17 protein-coding genes and 1 tRNA gene are annotated in these 18,065 nt (G+C 73.0%); 8 read left to right on the forward strand and 10 right to left on the reverse strand.

The window, feature by feature from the left end:
- The first annotated feature begins 116 nt into the window (after window positions 1–116).
- A complete protein-coding gene (locus ACFYQQ_RS33350) occupies window positions 117–1,100 on the forward strand; it encodes an aldo/keto reductase (protein WP_356243319.1) in 984 nt (327 codons plus the stop codon).
- The gene (locus ACFYQQ_RS33355) at window positions 1,097–3,493 is read left to right on the forward strand and encodes a helix-hairpin-helix domain-containing protein (RefSeq protein ID WP_356243322.1); all 2,397 of its coding nucleotides are present in this window, start codon (window positions 1,097–1,099) and stop codon (window positions 3,491–3,493) included. The genes ACFYQQ_RS33350 and ACFYQQ_RS33355 overlap by 4 nt, the downstream gene beginning before the upstream one ends.
- A 107-nt stretch (window positions 3,494–3,600) precedes the next feature.
- Here ACFYQQ_RS33355 and ACFYQQ_RS33360 read toward each other — a convergent pair whose 3' ends face one another.
- A complete protein-coding gene (locus ACFYQQ_RS33360) occupies window positions 3,601–4,299 on the reverse strand; it encodes a hypothetical protein (protein WP_355791438.1) in 699 nt (232 codons plus the stop codon).
- A gap of 47 nt (window positions 4,300–4,346) precedes the next feature.
- Between ACFYQQ_RS33360 and ACFYQQ_RS33365 the strand changes: the two genes are divergently transcribed.
- Window positions 4,347–4,535, forward strand: coding sequence for a DUF5703 family protein (locus tag ACFYQQ_RS33365; protein WP_165340867.1), 189 nt, complete (start codon window positions 4,347–4,349; stop codon window positions 4,533–4,535).
- A gap of 101 nt (window positions 4,536–4,636) precedes the next feature.
- Here ACFYQQ_RS33365 and ACFYQQ_RS33370 read toward each other — a convergent pair whose 3' ends face one another.
- The 3 genes from ACFYQQ_RS33370 to ACFYQQ_RS33380 form a co-directional block, all read right to left on the reverse strand.
- A complete protein-coding gene (locus ACFYQQ_RS33370) occupies window positions 4,637–5,476 on the reverse strand; it encodes a chaplin (RefSeq protein ID WP_355791434.1) in 840 nt (279 codons plus the stop codon).
- Window positions 5,477–5,628: 152 nt separating this feature from the next.
- On the reverse strand, window positions 5,629–5,862 hold the full coding sequence (gene chpH, locus ACFYQQ_RS33375; RefSeq protein WP_355791431.1) for a chaplin ChpH: 234 nt from the start codon (window positions 5,860–5,862) through the stop codon (window positions 5,629–5,631).
- Window positions 5,863–6,056: 194 nt separating this feature from the next.
- Entirely contained in the window at window positions 6,057–7,382 is a 1,326-nt protein-coding gene (locus ACFYQQ_RS33380; protein WP_355791428.1) for a M20/M25/M40 family metallo-hydrolase, read from the reverse strand.
- Window positions 7,383–7,569: 187 nt separating this feature from the next.
- Here ACFYQQ_RS33380 and ACFYQQ_RS33385 point away from each other — a divergent pair.
- Together ACFYQQ_RS33385 and ACFYQQ_RS33390 are read left to right on the forward strand one after the other, a co-directional pair.
- Window positions 7,570–7,654, forward strand: a tRNA-Leu gene (locus tag ACFYQQ_RS33385).
- 97 nt (window positions 7,655–7,751) lie between these two features.
- Window positions 7,752–8,126, forward strand: coding sequence for a YchJ family metal-binding protein (locus tag ACFYQQ_RS33390; protein WP_356176109.1), 375 nt, complete (start codon window positions 7,752–7,754; stop codon window positions 8,124–8,126).
- A 35-nt stretch (window positions 8,127–8,161) separates the two neighbouring features.
- Here the strand turns inward: ACFYQQ_RS33390 and ACFYQQ_RS33395 are convergent, their stop codons facing one another.
- The gene (locus ACFYQQ_RS33395) at window positions 8,162–8,863 is read right to left on the reverse strand and encodes an FCD domain-containing protein (RefSeq protein ID WP_356176111.1); all 702 of its coding nucleotides are present in this window, start codon (window positions 8,861–8,863) and stop codon (window positions 8,162–8,164) included.
- A gap of 130 nt (window positions 8,864–8,993) precedes the next feature.
- Here ACFYQQ_RS33395 and ACFYQQ_RS33400 point away from each other — a divergent pair, with 130 nt between their 5' ends.
- Window positions 8,994–9,521: a gluconokinase gene (locus ACFYQQ_RS33400; RefSeq protein ID WP_356176136.1), complete on the forward strand. Its 528-nt coding sequence runs from the start codon at window positions 8,994–8,996 to the stop codon at window positions 9,519–9,521.
- Window positions 9,522–9,588: 67 nt separating this feature from the next.
- Entirely contained in the window at window positions 9,589–10,986 is a 1,398-nt protein-coding gene (locus ACFYQQ_RS33405; RefSeq protein WP_355787356.1) for a gluconate:H+ symporter, read from the forward strand.
- Between the two features lie 71 nt (window positions 10,987–11,057).
- Here the strand turns inward: ACFYQQ_RS33405 and ACFYQQ_RS33410 are convergent, their stop codons facing one another.
- The 5 genes from ACFYQQ_RS33410 to ACFYQQ_RS33430 all read right to left on the reverse strand — a co-directional run bounded on the left by ACFYQQ_RS33410 (window position 11,058) and on the right by ACFYQQ_RS33430 (window position 16,890).
- Window positions 11,058–11,681 carry a cytochrome b/b6 domain-containing protein gene (locus ACFYQQ_RS33410; protein ID WP_356176114.1) on the reverse strand — a complete coding sequence of 208 codons (624 nt, stop codon included), beginning with the start codon at window positions 11,679–11,681 and terminating at the stop codon, window positions 11,058–11,060.
- A complete protein-coding gene (locus tag ACFYQQ_RS33415) occupies window positions 11,665–12,390 on the reverse strand; it encodes a molybdopterin-dependent oxidoreductase (RefSeq protein ID WP_356176116.1) in 726 nt (241 codons plus the stop codon). Before ACFYQQ_RS33415 ends, ACFYQQ_RS33410 begins: the two co-directional genes overlap by 17 nt.
- Window positions 12,391–12,475: 85 nt before the next feature.
- A complete protein-coding gene (locus tag ACFYQQ_RS33420) occupies window positions 12,476–14,029 on the reverse strand; it encodes an APC family permease (protein WP_355790101.1) in 1,554 nt (517 codons plus the stop codon).
- A 27-nt stretch (window positions 14,030–14,056) separates the two neighbouring features.
- Window positions 14,057–15,007 carry a hypothetical protein gene (locus ACFYQQ_RS33425; protein WP_356176122.1) on the reverse strand — a complete coding sequence of 317 codons (951 nt, stop codon included), beginning with the start codon at window positions 15,005–15,007 and terminating at the stop codon, window positions 14,057–14,059.
- A gap of 227 nt (window positions 15,008–15,234) precedes the next feature.
- A complete protein-coding gene (locus tag ACFYQQ_RS33430) occupies window positions 15,235–16,890 on the reverse strand; it encodes an FAD-binding dehydrogenase (protein WP_356176125.1) in 1,656 nt (551 codons plus the stop codon).
- A 256-nt stretch (window positions 16,891–17,146) separates the two neighbouring features.
- Here ACFYQQ_RS33430 and ACFYQQ_RS33435 point away from each other — a divergent pair, with 256 nt between their 5' ends.
- Complete coding sequence (locus tag ACFYQQ_RS33435) at window positions 17,147–18,040, forward strand: DMT family transporter (protein ID WP_355782456.1); 894 nt, start codon at window positions 17,147–17,149, stop codon at window positions 18,038–18,040.
- Window positions 18,041–18,065 lie beyond the last annotated feature (25 nt).

Consider the following 18,065-nt stretch of genomic DNA (forward strand, 5'->3'; position numbering starts at 1 on the left):
TCCGGGAGACACTAGCGCGCTGGTGGGCGCGGCGGCAGGGACGGGCGCGGGCCCGTCCGAGGCCGGTTGTCCACAGGGCCCCACACACCGAGTTCCGGCCAGTAATCTCGGCGTCCATGGAGCAGAGGCATCTCGGCCGTACCGGCCTTCGCGTGTCCCGGATCGGACTCGGCACCCTGACCTGGGGCCGGGACACCGACGAGCACGACGCCGCGGACCTGTTGAAGGTGTTCTGGGAAGCGGGCGGGAATCTCGTGGACACCGCCGACGTGTACGGGGACGGCGAGTCCGAGTACCTGCTCGGACGTCTCATAGAAGGCCTGGTGCCGCGCCGGGACCTGGTCATCTCGACCAAGGCGGGAAGCGTTCCGGATCCGGACCGGCGCTTCGACGGCTCGCGCGGGCACCTGCTCTCCGCGCTGGACGCCTCCCTCAAGCGGCTCGGCACCGAGTACGTCGACGTGTGGCACGTGCACGCCTACGACCCCATGACCCCGCTGGACGAGACGCTCCAGGCCCTGGACCTCGCGGTCAGCAGCGGCCGCGCCCGGTACGCCGGGGTGTCGAACTTCTGCGGCTGGCAACTGGCCAAGGCGGCGACCTGGCAGCTCGCGGTGCCCGGCACCCGGACCCGGCTGGCCAGTACGCAGATGGAGTACTCGCTGCTCCAGCGCGGCGTCGAACGCGAGGTGCTGCCCGCCGCTCTCGACCTCGGCGTCGGCCTGCTGCCCTCCTCGCCTCTCGGCCGGGGCGTGCTCACGGGCAAGTACCGCCACGGGACCCCGTCCGACTCCCGGGGCGGCACGGAGCATCTCGCCCCGTTCGTCGCGCCGTACCTCGACGACGCCGCCGGCCACATCGTCGACGCCGTGGCCACCGCCGCCGACGGGCTCGCGGTGACCCCGCTCCAGGTGGCGCTCGCCTGGGTCCGCGACCGGCCGGGCGTCACCGCCCCGATCGTCGGCGCGCGCAACGCGCAGCAGCTCACTGCCGCGTTGTCAGTGGAGACCCTTAGTCTTCCTGACGAGATCTGCCGGGCGCTCGACGACGTGTCGGCACCGGTGCACCACTATCCCGATCACGACTGGAGCACGCTGTGAGCACGGAGCCCGAGACCACGGAGGAAGCGGAGCCGGGGGCCCCGGGCACGGGCGCGGGCGCGGAGGAAGGCGCCGCGACGTCCTCGTCCGGCAGCGCGGACGGCCGTGAGGCCACGGAGCCGGCTGCCGAGGCCGACGATTCCGGTGCGGAGGCCGCTGCCGATGCCGACGCCCGGGAGGCCGGGGCGGGGAGCGGTGACGACGCCGAGCCGTCCGCCGCCGGCAGCGGTGACGGCGTGAGCCCGGCCGCCGCGGCGGACGACGACGGAGAGGACGGCCCCGCCCCGTCGGAGGACTCCGCGGGTGACGGCGCGGCGACGGATGCCGAGGGCGACGAGACCGCGGAGGGCACCGCGGCCAAGACCGGCGAGGACGCCGCCGCCGCGTTGTCCGAGGCGGAGGCCGAGCTGGCGGCGCAGCGCGAGCTGCGGGAGCGGATCGAGCGGCGCAAGGCCGAGAAGCAAGGGCCGATCCCCGCAGGCACCAAGCTCAGCGGGACGGCGGCCGACCTCCTCGCGGCAATCCGCGCCGTGGAGAGCGGCGAGAAGCCGGTGGCCACCGCGTTCCGCGAGCCGGAGCCGACGCCCCGCAGGTCCGCGCCCGAGCCGGTGCGGCGCCCGCAGCCGGCCGCCCCCGTCGCCGGGGCGCCCGCCGCCGAGACGGTGGACGCCGTACGGGCCGTGCTGACCGAGGGCGGGGCTCCCGACGCGCTCGCGCCGCAGGTCGCCGCCGCCCTCGGGGAGGGCGCGGACGACCGGCTGCGCGAGGACCCCTGGCAGTTGCTGCGGGTCGCGGGTGTGCGGCCGGAGCAGGCCGACGGCTTCGCGCGGGCGCTGCTCGGCGCGGAGTGCGGCCCGGACGACGAGCGGCGCGGCCGGGCGGTGACGGTGTGGCTGCTGGAGCAGGCCGCCCTCGCCGGGCACACCGCCCTGGAGGCCGCCGCCCTGACCGCCGCGCTCGCACAGCGCGCGGTGCCCGATCCGGACGCCGCCGTGCAGAGCAGCATCGCGGAGGGCGAGGCCCTGGTCTTCCAGGACGCCCTGGAGACGACCGCTCCCGCCCCGGAGCCGGACGCGGGCGAGGAGGAGGCCGAGGAGCGCCCGGTCCGCGTCCTCATCGGCCTGGAGCGGTACGCGCTCGCCGAGGAGAGCCTGGCCGACGGCCTCGCGCGCGTGGTCAACGCCGTGCCCAAGGAGTCCGCGCAGGACTGGGAGCCGGCAGCCGCGGCCGCGTCCCGTTCCGCGGCGGAGCTGATCCGCGCCGTCGCCGGCCACGGGCTGGTGCTGCACACGGGCGGTGAGGCCTCCCGCGCGGAGGCGGCGGAGCTGGTCACCGCCGCCGTGGCGACGGGGCTGCGCGCCGTCGCGGCCGCGCACACGGCGGACGGCCGCGACCGCTTCGCGTCGTCGCTCGACGCCGGGCGCGGTGACATCGCGGCCGCCGCCGTCACCGTCGCCGGGCTGCTCTCCGGCGCGGAGGGTCCCGGCCGGGACGCGGAGGGCGCTCTCGCGCTCGACCTGCTGGTGCTGCTCGACGCCCCCCAGCTGGACGTCGAGGCCGCCGCCGTGCTCGTCGAGTCGCTGCCCGACGGTGCCCGCCTGGTACTGAGCGGCGACCCGGGCGTGCTGTGGTCGGCCGGACCCGGACGCGTCTTCGCCGATCTGCTGGCCGCCCGGGTCTGCCCCCAGGTCGCCTCGCGGACCCCCGACCCCGGCCCCCTCGGGGAGCTGGTCTCCGGGATCGGCATCGGTGAGCTGAACCAGGTCGAGGCGCCCGGCAAGGAGGTCGTGATCGTGCCGGTGCGGGACGCCGGGGAGGCGGTGCACCGGACCGTGCAGCTCGTCGCGGACTCGGTGCCCCGGGCCATCGGCGTCCCGGCCGAGCAGACGCAGGTGATCACCCCGGGCCACGGCGGCGCTGCCGGGACGCGCGCGTTGAACACCGTGCTCAAGGAGCGGCTCAACCCGGGCCCGGGCCGCTTCGGCGGCTTCGACCCCGGTGACCGGATCGTCCACTCCCCCGCCCCGGGGCGTACGGTGCCCGGGCACGTCGTGAAGGCCGACGCGGAGGGGCTGCACCTGGAGTGCGCCGGCGCCCCCGTCGTCGTACCGAAGGAGCGGGTGGAGCAGTCCGTACGGCACGCCTGGGCGCTGACCGCGCACCAGGCGGTGGGGCACCGCTGGCCGGCCGCGGTCGTGCTGCTGCCGGGTGACGCCGCGGGATCGCTGACCCGCCCGTGGGTCTACACGGCCTTCGGCCGGGCGGCCCGGCACCTGTCCGTCGTGCACGGCGTCGAGGGGGCCCTGCCGCGGGCGGTGGCCGAGGTCCCGCAGAAGCCGCGCACCACGCGCCTGCCGGCGCTGCTCAAGGCGCAGGTGCCGACCGCCGGCTGAGCCGGGGGCGGACACGCGAGGTGGCGGCCACCGGAGTCCGGTGACCGCCACCTCGTGCGTGGGCGAGGCCTGGAGGCCGGGAGGCCGCGGGGGCCGTCCCGCTCCGCTCAGCGGTCCGCGTCGAGCGGCTCCAGGTCCTCGTCGTCGTCCAGGACCACGCCCGCGACGGGACCCAGGTCGTCGTCGAGGTCGTCGTCCGTCTCGCCGTCGAAGACGGCGCTGACGTCGAAGCGGCAGACGATGCGCTGGGCGTCGGCCTGCTCGAACGGCGCGTCCAGCCATTCGCCCGCCTCGGCCGGCTCGTCCGCGGCGGTCACCCAGAGCGTGGAGTCGCCCTCCTCCAGCCCGAACTCCTTGTGCCGGGATGCGATCTCGTCCGGCTCGAACTCGCCGAACAGCAGGCCGAGGGCGCCGTGGACCGTGCCGGAGGCCGTGGTCTCCACGCCCGCGTCGTCCTCGACGGCCTCGATGCGCTGGGCCTGGGCCAGCAGGCGCTGCGGCTCCGCCACCGAGTAGTCCCGGCGGATCAGCACGCTCAGTGCGTTGGGCTCCTCGGGGCCCGTGTACGGCGGCAGGGTGTCGTCCGTACCGGGGATCTCGAAGGGCGTGACCTCGTCGTACCGGTCGTACAGCAGTTCGTCGTATTCCTCGGCCGCAGCGGCCAGCTCGTTGAACGCCTCGTACACGGCCGGGTCGTCCTCACCCGTCCTGCGCTCGACCGCGGCCAGGTGGCGGTCGAGTGCGGTCTTGACCGCCTCGGCGGCGGCACGTACCTCGGCAGCGGTGGGCTGCGCAGCATCAGACATAGTGCAGACGCTATCCGTACCGGGCCTGTGCCCGCACAATAGATGCGATGCCGGAATACGAATTTGTCGACGTGTACGTACCGCGCGGGGTCTCCCGCAAGGAAGCCACACGTCTGCTGACGGACCATGCGGAGTACGGACACTGGGAGTTGGACCGCCTGAGCCTGCACCCCGACGGCAGCCGCAGAGTGCGGCTGCGCCGCCGGATCATCCGCCAGGTACGCGCCACGTGGTGAGCGAAGGCGGCTGAGACGGAGCGGGTCCGCCGTGCGGCCCCGCTCCGTTCTCCCCCTCTCCGGGGCATGTCGTCATGCCCTGACCCGGGTGGTCCGGGCCTTCACGCCGCCGAGCGCGCCCTGCGGTAGAGGAGCGCGCCCCCGAGCAGCGCGCCCGCACCCGCGGGGACCAGCAGGCCCATCGGCAGCTCACTGCCGGTGTGGGCGAGCTGTCCGCCCCCCTGCGGCTGCCCGGCGGCCCGCGCTCCGGCCCGGTCCATCTGCGAGGCACCGACGACGTCGCCGCGTCCGGACTGCGCGCCAGGGTGGCCGTTCTGTCCCGGCCTGCCGTGCTCTCCCGGCTGTCCGGGGTGCCCGGACCCGCCCGGCTTCCCCGGGATGTTCCGGTCGCCCGGGTGCCCGGGGTGGTGCGGGTGCCCGGGGTGGTGCGGGTGGCCCGAGGGCGGGGTGCCGTGGCCGCCCGGACCGCCGGTGGAGTGGCCGCCGTCGTTGCCGCAGGCGTTGCCCGCCGCCGGGTTGCCGACGCCGCCCACGTTCACGCTGTTGCCGCAGACGTTGACCGGCACGTCCACCGGCACCTGGACGTGGTTGCCCGAGCCGACGCCCGGCGAGTCTCCGGCGTGCCCTCCGGCGTGCGAGCCGCCGTGGTGCGAGCCGCCGCCCTGGTGCGAGCCGCCGTGTCCGCCGGTGGAGCGCCCGCCTTGATCGGCGCACTTGTTGCCCATCGCCGGGTTGAGCAGACCGACGACGTTGACGGTGTTGCCGCAGACGTTGACCGGCGCGTGCACCGGGGCCTGCACCGTGTTGCCCGACAGCACGCCGGGCGAGTTCGAACCGGAGCCGTGCGCCCCCGAGTCGGCCTGCGCGTAGCCGCCCGCGGCGGCGAGTACGCCGGTCGCGGCCGCCATCGTCATCAGGCCCTTGCGGGTGACCTGTCGCATTGCTGTTACCTGCCTTCGACCTTGCCTGGGACCTTGCGGAACGTGTCCGCGCGGTGGGCGCGCGGACACCGAAAGCCCGGTCGGCCCCGGAGCGCGTGGCACGCGCTGCGGGGCCGACGAGGGCTCAGAGCCTCATGGGACGAGGCGCAACGTCACTTGTTGATGCAGGTGTTGCCGAAGGCGGGGTTCAGCAGCCCGATCACGGAGACCGTGTTGCCGCAGACGTTCACCGGGATGTGAACGGGCACCTGGACAACGTTGCCGGACAGGACACCGGGGGAGTTCACGGCGGCACCCTGGGCACCGGAGTCCGCGGCGGCCATGCCCGCACCGGCGAGAACCAGACCACTGGTGGCAACGGCGGCGGCGACGATCTTCTTGATCATTATTCCTCCTCGTAGGCAAATGCGACCCCAGCTTCGGGTCACACCACCTGTAACGAGGAGGGAGTAATCGAGCTACGAGCTTATGGTCGCATTCACTCTTCTCAGTAGGCCCCGCACGCGCTGGCGATTATTGGAGTGTCGTTTTACCTGCGCAATCCCGGACGCGCCGTACGCGGGCCGTGGCGCGAGGCCCTTCAGGACGCGTCGATGAAGCGGTCCAGCACCCGTACGCCGAACCGCAGGGCGTCCACGGGCACCCGCTCGTCGACCCCGTGGAACATGCCGGCGAAGTCCAGCTCCGGCGGCAGCTTCAGGGGGGCGAAACCGAAGCAGCGGATGCCCAGGTCGGCGAAGGACTTGGCGTCGGTGCCCGCCGAGAGCATGTAGGGGACGGCGCGGGCGATCGGGTCCTCGGCGGACAGGGCGGTCTGCATGGCGTCGACCAGCGCGCCGTCGAAGGTCGTCTCCAGCGCCTTGTCCGCGTGCACGTCCTCGCGCTTCACCCGCGGGCCGAGGATGCGGTCCAGGTCGGCGAGGAACTCGTCCTCGTACCCCGGCAGGTAGCGCCCGTCGACGTGCGCGGTGGCCTGCCCCGGGATCACGTTCACCTTGTAACCGGCGCCCAGCTGGGTCGGGTTGGCGGTGTTCTGCAGGGAGGCGCCGATCAGCTTGGCGATGCCGCCGAGCTTGGCGAGCGTCGCGTCCATGTCCTCGGGGTCCAGCTCGGTGCCGAGCGCGTCGCCGAGTTCGTCCAGGAAGTGCCGCAGGGTCTTGGTCACCCGCACCGGGAACTTGTGCCGGCCCAGCCGCCCGACCGCCTCCGACAGCTCGGTGATCGCGTTGTCCCGGTGGATCATCGAACCGTGGCCGGCGGTGCCGTCCACGGTCAGCTTCATCCAGTGCATGCCCTTCTGGGCCGTCTCGACGAGGTAGAGGCGCAGGTTCTCGTTGACCGTGAAGGAGAAGCCGCCGACCTCGCCGATCGCCTCCGTGACGCCCTCGAAGAGGCCCGGGTGCTTGTCCACCAGGTGGCGCGCGCCCCAGGTGCCGCCGGCCTCCTCGTCCGCGAGGAAGGCAAGGACGATGTCGCGCGGGGGCTTGCGTCCGCTGCGCATCCGGTCGCGGACGACCGCGAGGGTCATCGCGTCCATGTCCTTCATGTCGACCGCGCCCCGGCCCCAGACGCAGCCGTCCGCGATCTCGCCGGAGAACGGGTGGTGGGTCCAGTCCGCGGCGTTGGCCGGGACGACGTCGGTGTGGCCGTGGATGAGCAGCGCGGGCCGCGAGGGGTCCTCGCCCTCGATGCGGGCCACGGTGGAGGCCCGGCCCTGGTGCGACTCGAAGATCTGCGGTTCGAGCCCCACCTCCGCGAGCTGCTCGGCGATGTACTCCGCGGCCTTGCGCTCGCCCGGCCCCGAGTGGTCTCCGTAGTTGCTGGTGTCCATCCGGATCAGCTCGCGACAGAGGTCGACGACCTCGTCCTCGCCAGAGACACCCCTGGCCGTGTTCGACTCGCTCACGCTGCTTCCTCCCACTGTCACTGCTGGTGGTCCCCCTCATCCTCTCTCCGGCACCCCGCGCACCCCAAGGGCGGGCCCGGCCCGTCACACGCAGTTCACGCGCGAACGGGGTGTGACCGGGCGCCCTCGGAAGCCTGGTAATGTTTCCTCTGTCGCCGCGAGGGAAACCACGCGCGACAGACACCTTGTCCGGGTGGCGGAATGGCAGACGCGCTAGCTTGAGGTGCTAGTGCCCTTTATCGGGCGTGGGGGTTCAAGTCCCCCCTCGGACACACGAAGAAGCGAGGCCGTGACCGCGAGGTCACGGCCTCGCTCGTTGTGCGCCGGGTGCGGCGTGGGGGACGCCCCGGGCGCGGGAGAATGGCCCGCATGATCACGCGTTCCTGCCCCTGCGGGCTCCCGAAGGACTACGCCGCGTGCTGCGGCCGCTTCCACCGCGGCGAGGCGGCCGCACCCACCGCCGAAGCGCTCATGCGCTCGCGGTACAGCGCCTTCGTGAAGCGTGACGAGGGCTACCTGCTGCGGACCTGGCATCCGGGGACGCGGCCGGCGCGGGTGGAGTTCGAGCCCGGGACGCGCTGGACCGGCCTGGAGATCCTGGGGACGACCGAGGGGTCCGCGTTCCACTCCGCGGGGACCGTGACGTTCCGGGCGAGCCACTCCGGGGGCGCGCTGCACGAGCGCAGCCGGTTCACGCGCGTCGACGGGGCCTGGGTGTACGTGGACGGCGACTTCACGGAGTGACGCCACTCGCCGGCCTCCGGCGGCAAGGGGACCGGTCAGGGGGCCAGGATGTCCAGTTCCTGGAGGGCGCCGACCGTGATCTCGCGGGTGAGCGCCTCGGCGCGGACGGCGTCGCCGCCGCGGACCGCCTCGGCGACCTGGACGTGCAGGGTGACGGCGGCCGGGTCGGGGTCCTCGAACATGACCTCGTGGTGGGTGCGCCCCGCGAGGACCTCGGCGACCACGTCGCCGAGCCGGGCGAACATCTCGTTGCCCGACGCGTCGAGGATCACGCGGTGGAAGGCGACGTCGTGGATGAGGTACTTCTCCAGCTGCCGGCCGCGTGAGGTGGCGACCATGCCGAGGGCGCACTCAGTGAGCTCGGCGCACTGGCCGGCCGTGGCGTGCCGTGCGGCCAGGCCCGCGGCCACGGGTTCGACGGCGGAGCGCAGCACGGTGAGCGAGCGGAGCTGGGCCGGGCGGTCGGCGCCGGCCAGCCGCCACCGGATGACCTGCGGGTCGTAGACGTTCCACTCGGCCCGGGGGCGGACCGTCACGCCGACGCGGCGGCGGGACTCGACGAGGTACATGGACTCCAGGACCCGGACCGCCTCGCGCATCACGGAGCGTGAGACCTCGAAGCGCTGTGCGAGCTCGTCCGTACGCAGCACGCTGCCCGGCGGGTACTCCCCCGCCGTGATGGCCGGCCCGAGGGTGTCCAGTACATGTCCGTGCAGCCCCCGACCCCGTGTGCTCATGACGTCAGCGTACGAGGATCGAGGCCGCAAGAAAAAGTCAGACTTATATGTCACAGACTCTTGAATTAGTCGTACCTAATGGGTTTCAGTGGCGTCGACATCAGGTGTCGACGAAGACAGCGAGAGCATGATGCAGCAGACGCGTACCCCCCGCGTGTTCGTGGTGATGGGCGTGGCAGGGACCGGCAAGACCACGATCGGTCCTCTGCTCGCTGCCCGGCTCGGCGTTCCTTATGCCGAGGGCGACGACTTCCATCCCCCGGCCAACATCGCCAAGATGACGGCCGGGACGCCGCTGACCGACGACGACCGCCGGCCGTGGCTGGACTCGATCGGCGCCTGGGCGCAGGAGCGGGCCGGACTCGGCGGGGTCGTCAGCTGTTCGGCGCTCAAGCGGAGCTACCGCGACCGGCTGCGGGCTGCCGCGCCCGACGTGGTCTTCGTGCACCTCTCCGGCGATCGCGAGCTCATCGAGGGCCGGATGTCGCAGCGGCAGGGGCACTTCATGCCGACCGCGCTGCTGGACTCCCAGTTCGCCACCCTCCAGCCGCTCGCGGCGGACGAGGCGGGTGTCGAGGTGGACGTCTCCGGCAGCCCCGGCGACATCACCGAACGGGCCGTGGCCGCTCTGCGCGGCCTGTCCGAACCCCCGCAGTAAGTCCCCCGGGGGCTTCGCGGAGCCCCGGGGTCTCCCCGACAGACACGTACACGCAAGGGAAGCACCCGTGACCAGACTCAGCGTCGAGATGCTGGCAGCGGACGCCGTGGAGCCGATCACCTCGGCGGGTCATGCCCAGTTGGGCATAGCCGTCCTGGCCGGCATCGCCGTCATCGTCCTGCTCATCACGAAGTTCAAGCTGCACGCATTTCTCGCCCTGACGATCGGCTCGCTCGCGCTGGGCGCCTTCGCCGGGGCGCCGCTCGACAAGGCCATCCTCAGCTTCACCGGAGGACTCGGCTCGACCGTCGCCGGTGTGGGTGTCCTCATCGCACTCGGTGCGATCCTCGGCAAGCTGCTGGCCGACTCCGGCGGCGCCGACCAGATCGTCGACACGATCCTCGCCAAGGCGGGCGGCCGTGCCATGCCGTGGGCGATGGTGCTGATCGCCTCGGTGATCGGCCTGCCGCTGTTCTTCGAGGTCGGCATCGTCCTGCTCATCCCCGTGGTGCTGATGGTCGCCAAGCGGGGCAACTACTCGCTGATGCGCATCGGCATCCCGGCCCTCGCCGGTCTGTCCGTGATGCACGGCCTGATCCCGCCGCACCCCGGCCCGCTGGTCGCGATCGACGCGGTGAAGGCCAACCTCGGTGTCACCCTGGCCCTCGGTGTCCTGGTCGCCATCCCCACGGTGATCATCGCGGGTCCCGTCTTCTCCAAGTACGCGGCCCGCTGGGTGGACGTCCAGGCGCCGGACCGCATGATCCCGGCCCGTGCCTCCGAGGACCTGGACAGGCGTCCCGGCTTCGGCGCCACGCTCTTCACCATGCTGCTGCCGGTCGTGCTGATGCTGGCCAAGGCGCTCGTGGACATCGTCGTGGACGACCCCGCGCACATGGTCCAGCGCGTCTTCGACGTCATCGGCTCGCCGCTGATCGCGCTGCTCGCGGCCGTCATCGTCGGCATGTTCACGCTCGGCCGGGCCGCCGGGTTCACCCGGGAACGGCTGTCGACGACCGTCGAGAAGTCCCTCGCCCCGATCGCCGGCATCCTGCTGATCGTCGGTGCGGGCGGCGGCTTCAAGCAGACGCTGATCGACTGCGGGGTGGGCCAGATGATCCTGGACATCTCGAAGGACTGGTCGATCCCGGCGCTGCTGCTGGCGTGGCTGATCGCGGTGGCGATCCGGCTCGCGACCGGTTCGGCGACCGTGGCCACCATCTCGGCGGCCGGTCTCGTCGCCCCCCTCGCCGCCGACATGTCGACCACGCACGCCTCGCTCCTGGTGCTGGCCATAGGCGCGGGCTCGCTGTTCTTCAGCCATGTCAACGACGCCGGGTTCTGGCTGGTCAAGGAGTACTTCGGCCTGAACGTCGGACAGACGATCAAGACCTGGTCGGTCATGGAGACGATCATCTCCGTGGTCGCCGGTGGACTGGTCCTGCTGCTGTCCCTCGTGATCTAGGGCCTGTCGACCCTGACGCCACCCGCACGTACGCCGCCGCGCCGCCCGGATCCGGGCGGCGCGGCGGTGCGTCACGGCCGCCAGAGCGAGTGCTCGCGCTCGGCCCACTCCCGGCTCACCGAGCCTGTACGCAGCCCGCGGCGGGCCTCCGGGTCCGCGAGGGCCATCCCGATGTGGCCGGCGAGGACGACGCCGATCGTCAGGGCGAGCCAGTCGTGCACGAAGGTGGCCGAGGTGCGCCACATCAGGGGGGTGAGGTGGGTGAACCACATCAGCAGTCCCGTGCCGAGCATCACCAGGCTCGCGCCGGCGATCCAGGCGGCGTAGGTCTTCTGGCCGGCGTTGAACTTGCCGGCGGGGCGTTCGCCGTGGCGGGTCGCCCGGCGCAGCGCAGAGCGCAGCCACTCCCGGTCGTGCGGGCCCCAGCGGTTGAGCCGCCCCAGGTCCGCCCGGAAGGCGCGCGAGGCCAGGCCCGCCAGGACCGGGACGGGCAGCGCGAGCCCCGCCCACTCGTGGACCCGCACGACGAGTTCGCGGCGGCCGACGAGTTCGGCGAACGTCGGCAGGTACAGACAGGCGGCGGTCGCGACGCACACGCCCATGAGCGCGGCCGTCGTGCGGTGGATCCAGCGCTCGGCGGGAGTGAAGCGCCGTACACGGGTGGTGCGGGCCGGGGCCTCAGCCGGTGGGTTCATCGTCGCGTCCGTTCGAGCGGCCGACCCAGGCGTCGACGTCGTAGCCGCGCTTCTCCCAGTAGCCGGGGCGGACCTCGTCGGTCACGGTGATGCCGGAGAGCCACTTGGCCGACTTGTAGAAGTACATGGGGGCCACGTACAGGCGGACCGGGCCGCCGTGCGCGTGGCCGAGGTCCTTGTCCTGCATGCGCAGCGCCACCATGACGTCCCGGCGGCGTGCCTGGTCGAGGGTGAGGCTCTCGCTGTAGGCGCCGTCGAAGCAGGTGAAGCGGACCGCGCGGGCCGTCGGCCGCACCCCGGCGGCGTCCAGCAGCCGGGTCAGGCGCACCCCTTCGAAGGGGGTGCCGGGCACCCGCCAGCCGGTGACGCACTGGACGTCGTGGACGAGCCGGGTCTGCGGCAGGGCGCGCAGCTCGCCGAGCGTGTAGGCGCCGGGGCGGTCGACGAGGCCGTCGACCGTGAGCCGGTAGTCGCTCGCGTCCTTGTGCGGCACCGACGAGGTCACCGAGTAGTAGCGGAAGCCGCCGCCGTTGGGCAGGAGCCCGGTCAGGCCGGTGGGGTCCTTGTCGGCGGCGCCGCCGAGGAAGCCCTCCAGACCGCGCTGGAGCCCTGGGGCGGTCACCACGCCGAGCGCGCCGAGGCCGAGGGTGCCGAGCAGGACCCGCCGCCCGATGGGCGTGCCCCGTTCTTCGGGCCGTTCTGAGTTCACGTATCGATTCGAACACCCGCGACCCCCTCGGGGCCAGGGGCCACGGGTGCCCGTCAGAAATACGTAACCACTTCCCGGGGCGGGCTCAGGTGGCCGACTCCGCCGCCTTGTCCAGCTGGAACGCCTCGTTGCCGAGTCCGATCCTGGCGTGCGCCTCGGGCTTGCGGGAGCGCAGGACGAGGCCCTGGGCGAGCCCGATGACCAGGGCGAGGCCGATGACGCCGGGCAGCACCCAGTTCAGCGCGGAGTCCGGGCCGGTGCCGACGAGGACGTCGAAGTCCTTGACCGTGTAGCCCGCGATGACGAGCAGGGCGAGGCCGGCCAGCACGGAGGTGACCAGACGCCAGGCCTGGGCGCGGGCGGCGCCGCGGCGGGCGAAGAAGACGACCACGGAGAAGGACGCGGCGGCCATCAGCAGGATGACGCCGAGGGCGCCGACGTTGCCGCCCCAGGTGAACAGGTGCAGGACGGGCGCGGTCGGGTCGCCGTGCGGCTTGTCGTCGGCGACCGCGAAGGCGCCCACGATCAGCACGGACACGGCGGTCTGCAGGAGCGAGCCCGTGCCGGGGGCGCCGCTCGCGCCCGTGGTGCGTCCGAAGGCGGCCGGCAGCAGTCCCTCGCGGCCCATGGCGAAGGCGTAGCGCGCCACGACGTTGTGGAAGCTGAGCATCGCCGCGAACATGCCCGTCACGAAGAGGACGTGCATGACGTCCGTGAAGGTGCCGCCCAGGCGTGGTTCGGTGAGGAAGAACAGCAGCCCGGCGCTCTGCTTCTGGGCGGCCGGCACGATCGCGGAGGGGCCGGCCGCGACGGTGAGCGCCCAGGAGCTGATCGCGAAGAACACGGCGACGAAGGCGATCGCGAGGAACATCACCCGGGGTACGAGGATGTGCGGACGGCTGGTCTCCTCGGCGTACACCGGGGCCTGCTCGAAGCCGGTGAAGGCGGCGATGCAGAAGCACAGGGCGGTGCCGACGCCCGCTCCGGTGAGGGTGTCCGGGTTGAAGGCGTGCAGCGACAGGCCCTCCCGGGCCGGGTCGGCGACGGCCGCGATGTCGAAGACGACGACCAGGGCGACCTCGATCAGCAGCAGCACGCCGAGCACGCGGGCGTTCACGTCGATCTTCAGCCAGCCGAGCGCGCCGACGATGAGCACGGAGAGCAGCGCCGGTATCCACCACGCGATGTCGAGGTCGAGGTAGGTGGCGCAGAGGCCGGAGACCTCGAAGCCGAAAATGCCGTAGATGCCGACCTGGAGCGCGCTGTAGGCGACCAGTGCGACGAGGGCGGCGCCCGCGCCGGCGGTGCCGCCGAGGCCGCGGGAGATGTACGCGTAGAAGGCGCCCGCGTTGTGGACGTGGCGGCTCATCTCGGCGTAGCCGAGGGAGAAGAGGGCGAGCACCACACCGAGGATGACGAAGAGCAGCGGCTGCCCGACGATCCCCATCACCCCGAATGTGGTGGGCATGACACCCGCGACGACCATGAGGGGCCCGGTCGCGGCCAGCACGGAGAGCAGGAGGCCCGCCGTGCCGAGGCGGTCGGCGCGCAGGGCGCGGTCCTGTCCCTTGAAGGTGCTGATGCCGGACCCGGCGGTGGGTCTGCTGCTCTTGCTCGTGCTCGAACTGCCCGTCGTCATGGCGGGTTGTCCTCTCGGGTGGTGGGATCAGGCCGTGCCCAGCGCGCTGTCGCGGGCGGCACGGAAGGCTTGGTGCGGGTCGCGGTCCGGGTACGACCAGGGCGCCGGGGTGGCGTGCGGTCCGATGCGGTGGAAGAGGGCGGCGGCCTCGGCGCCCCGGCCCTCGCAGAACTTCGCGTGGGCCAGGAAGTTGAGGTCGACGTGGCGGCGCGGATGGTCGTCGCGCTCCCACTCCAGCCACCAGTCGAAGGCGGCCTTCATCACCTGCCGGGCCCGGCGGCCCACCCAGTGGCCGGAGGCGACCGGGTCGGCCGGTTCGAGGCCGGCGGCGGCCAGTACGCGGAAGCGCTCGGCGTGCGCGACCACCGGAAGGATGGCCAGGGGCGAGTCGGCGGGCGCCTGTTCGGCGGCCCAGTTGGCGAAGTCGTAGACCTCGTGCAGCGGGTCCTGGCCGGCGTCGGCGCGGCGCTCGGCGAGGCGCGCGACCATCAGGTGGTGCGCGTGGTGGTGGTCGGGGTAGCGGTGGCGGACCTCGTCGAAGAGCCGCACGACGTCCTCCTCGCTGCCGATCGAGCGCTCCAGCATGAGCAGGCCGAGCCACGGGGTGGGATCGGCGGGCGCGAGGGCGGCCGCGTCGCGGCAGGCCTCCCGGGCGCGCTCCGGCCGCTCCTTGCCGTCGAGGGCGCGCTGCACGGTGGCGACCGCGAGGAGTACGGAGGCACAGCCCGACTCGGGTTCGGCGAGCAGCCAGTCGCGGGCCCAGGTGAGGGCGGTCGGCTCCAGGGCGAGGACGGTGACCCGGTGTCCGCGGCGGTCCCAGTCGTCCCCCGTCGCGGCGAGCAGGGAGCGGACCCCGGCCCAGCGGCCCTGGGCCAACGCGGCGCGTGCGGTGACCAGTTCGACGTCGTCGAGGGCGGCGTCGAAGGCCTGGGCCGCGCGCTTGCGGCCGCGGCCGAGAGGGGGCGGGGGTGGGGGCACCGCGGGCGGTCCTTACGCGGGTGGTCCGTACAGAGCGGGGCCCGTCCGGGCCTGATCACGCAAAGCAAACCCTCAGCCAATGGTTGGCGTCAAGGGCCGCCCGGACTGCTACACGTGTCAACTGTCGCCGCGGGCAGCGGGGTTGACCCCGCTGCCTGCGGATACGGGCCGAAAGGCGCCGGTCCGGACGGGGTTCGCCGCCCGGAGCGCGCTCCGCCGGGGGTGGTTCAGCCGACGGCCTTCGCCGCCGCCCGGCCCGCGGTGCGGCCGGAGAACAGGCAGCCACCGAGGAAGGTGCCCTCCAGCGAGCGGTAGCCGTGCACCCCGCCGCCGCCGAACCCGGCGGCCTCCCCCGCCGCGTACACCCCGGCCAGCGGGTCACCGCCCTCGGTCAGCACCCGGGAGGAGAGGTCCGTCTCCAGGCCGCCGAGGGTCTTGCGGGTGAGGATGTTCAGGCGCACGGCGATCAGCGGGCCGGCCGCGGGGTCGAGGATGCGGTGCGGTGTCGCCGTACGGATCAGCTTGTCCCCGAGGTACCTGCGGGCGCCGTGGATCGCGGTCACCTGGAGGTCCTTGGTGAACGGGTTGGCGATCTCCCGGTCCCGCGCGACGATCTCGCGGCGCAGCGCCGCCTCGTCGATGAGCGGCTCCTTGGTGAGGGCGTTCATGCCCCGCACCAGCGCGCTCAGGTCCTTCTCCACGACGAAGTCGGCGCCGTTGTCCATGAACGCCCTGACCGGGCCGGGCACGTCGGCGCGGGCCCGCTGGAAGACGCCCTTGACGGACTTGCCGGTGAGGTCGGGGTTCTGCTCCGAGCCCGAGAGCGCGAACTCCTTGCCGATGATCTTCTGGTCGAGGACGAACCAGGTGTAGTCGTACCCGGTCCGCATGATGTGTTCCAGCGTGCCGAGGGTGTCGAAGCCGGGGAAGAGCGGCACCGGCAGCCGGTTGCCGCGGGCGTCCAGCCAGAGCGAGGACGGGCCGGGCAGGATGCGGATGCCGTGGTTCTCCCACACCGGGTTCCAGTTCCGGATGCCCTCCGTGTAGTGCCACATGCGGTCGCGGTTGATGAGGTGCGCGCCCGCCTCCTCGGCGATCGCGAGCATCTTGCCGTCGACGTGCGCCGGCACCCCCGCGACCATCGTCTCGGGCGGGCTGCCCAGCCGCTCCGGCCAGTTGGCGCGCACCAGGTCGTGGTCGCCGCCGATGCCTCCGGAGGTGACGATCACCGCCTGGGCCCGCAGCTCGAAGGAGCCGGTGACCGCGCGGCTGCTGGCCTGCCCGCGCTCGGCGCCGGACGGCTCCAGGATCTCGCCGGTGACCGTGTCGACGGCGCCGGCGCTGCGGGAGAGGCCGGTGACGCGGTGGCGGAACCTCAGCTGCACGAGGCCGCGCTCGACGCCGGCGCGGACCCGGCGCTCGAAGGGGGCGACCAGACCCGGGCCGGTCCCCCAGGTGATGTGGAAGCGCGGTACGGAGTTGCCGTGGCCGCCCGCGTCGTAACCGCCGCGCTCGGCCCAGCCGACGACCGGGAAGAAGCGGACGCCCTGCCGGTGCAGCCAGGGCCGCTTCTCGCCGGCCGCGAAGTCCACGTACGCCTCGGCCCAGCGGCGCGGCCAGTGGTCCTCGGGGCGGTCGAAACCGGCGGTGCCCATCCAGTCCTGGAGCGCGAGGGCGTGACTGTCCTTGATCCGCATCCGCCGCTGCTCGGGCGAGTTCACGAAGAACAGCCCGCCGAAGGACCAGTGCGCCTGGCCGCCGATCGACTGCTCGGGCTCCTGGTCGAGGAGGATCACCCTGCGGCCTGCGTCGACGAGCTCCGCGGTCGCCGCGAGCCCCGCGAGGCCGGCTCCGATCACGATCACGTCTGCGTCGTGGGCCATGTACGCGTCCTCTCGGCATTCCGACCGGTCGGCTCGGCGCCGGCGAAAACGGCGGCTCGTCGCCGGTTGGTGAGACAGTGGTAACAGTCGACCAGGAGCCCCGGGGCATCGTTACTGGTCGGTCAGATCCTTCGGCAGATGGCTGACCGAGTCAACTGCCCGTTCCGGGTTCTCTCATGGGCGGGTCACAGCCCGGGGCGCTACAGTCGGCCAGATACGCACCCCGTGGCCCGCCCGAGTTATCGAGGTACACAGCGTGTCGGTTCTGGTTCTGGTCCTCGCCGTGAGTGCGGCCTGCTGTCTGGGCTTCGGCTTCGTCCTCCAGCAGAAGGCCGCCTCGCACGCTCCGCTGAGCGACTTCCTCTCCCCCCGCCTGCTGATCGACCTCATCCGCGTACCCACCTGGCTGGGCGGCATCGGGCTCATGGTCGTCGGCCAGGTGCTCGGCGCGATCGCGCTGAGCCGCGGCGAGCTGTCGCTGGTGGAACCGCTGCTCGCGACGAACCTGCTGTTCGCGATGGCGCTCTCCCGCCACCAGACGAAGCAGCCGCTGGGACGGCAGGGCTGGGCCGGCCTCGCGCTGCTCGCCGGCGGCGTCACCGCGTTCATCGTGGCCGGTCAGCCGAAGGGCGGCGACGCGGTCACCGACCCGCTGCGGCACTGGCTGATCATCGGCGTCATGATCGGCCTCGCGCTGCTGCTCACCGCGTACGCGAAGCGGACCCGGCTGAGCGCGGCGCCGCTGCTGCTGGCTGTCGCGGCGGGGCTGCTGTACGGCGTGCAGGACGCGCTGACCCGGGTCACCGGGCAGCGGTTCGCCTCGGGCGGCTGGTCCGAGGTGGTCACCAGCTGGCAGCCGTACGGCGTCCTGGTGCTCGGCGTCACCGGGCTCGTGCTGGTGCAGAGCGCCTTCGAGACGGCGCCGCTGCGGATGTCGCTGCCGGCGCTGACCGCCACCCAGCCGCTCGCCGGAATCGTCTGCGGCGTGGGTTTCCTCGGCGACCGGCTGCGCACGGACACCGGCGCCCTCGCCTGGCAGGCGGCCGGACTCGCCGCCGTCGTGGCCGGGATCGTCCTGCTGGGCCTGCATCCGGCGATGCCGCGCGGGTCCGAGTACGCCCGGCGGGCCAAGGACCTCCAGCGGCACTGAGCCGACGGCCGTCACCGCACCGGCG

The organism is Streptomyces sp. NPDC005496, from assembly GCF_042872045.1.
GTDB lineage: Bacteria > Actinomycetota > Actinomycetes > Streptomycetales > Streptomycetaceae > Streptomyces.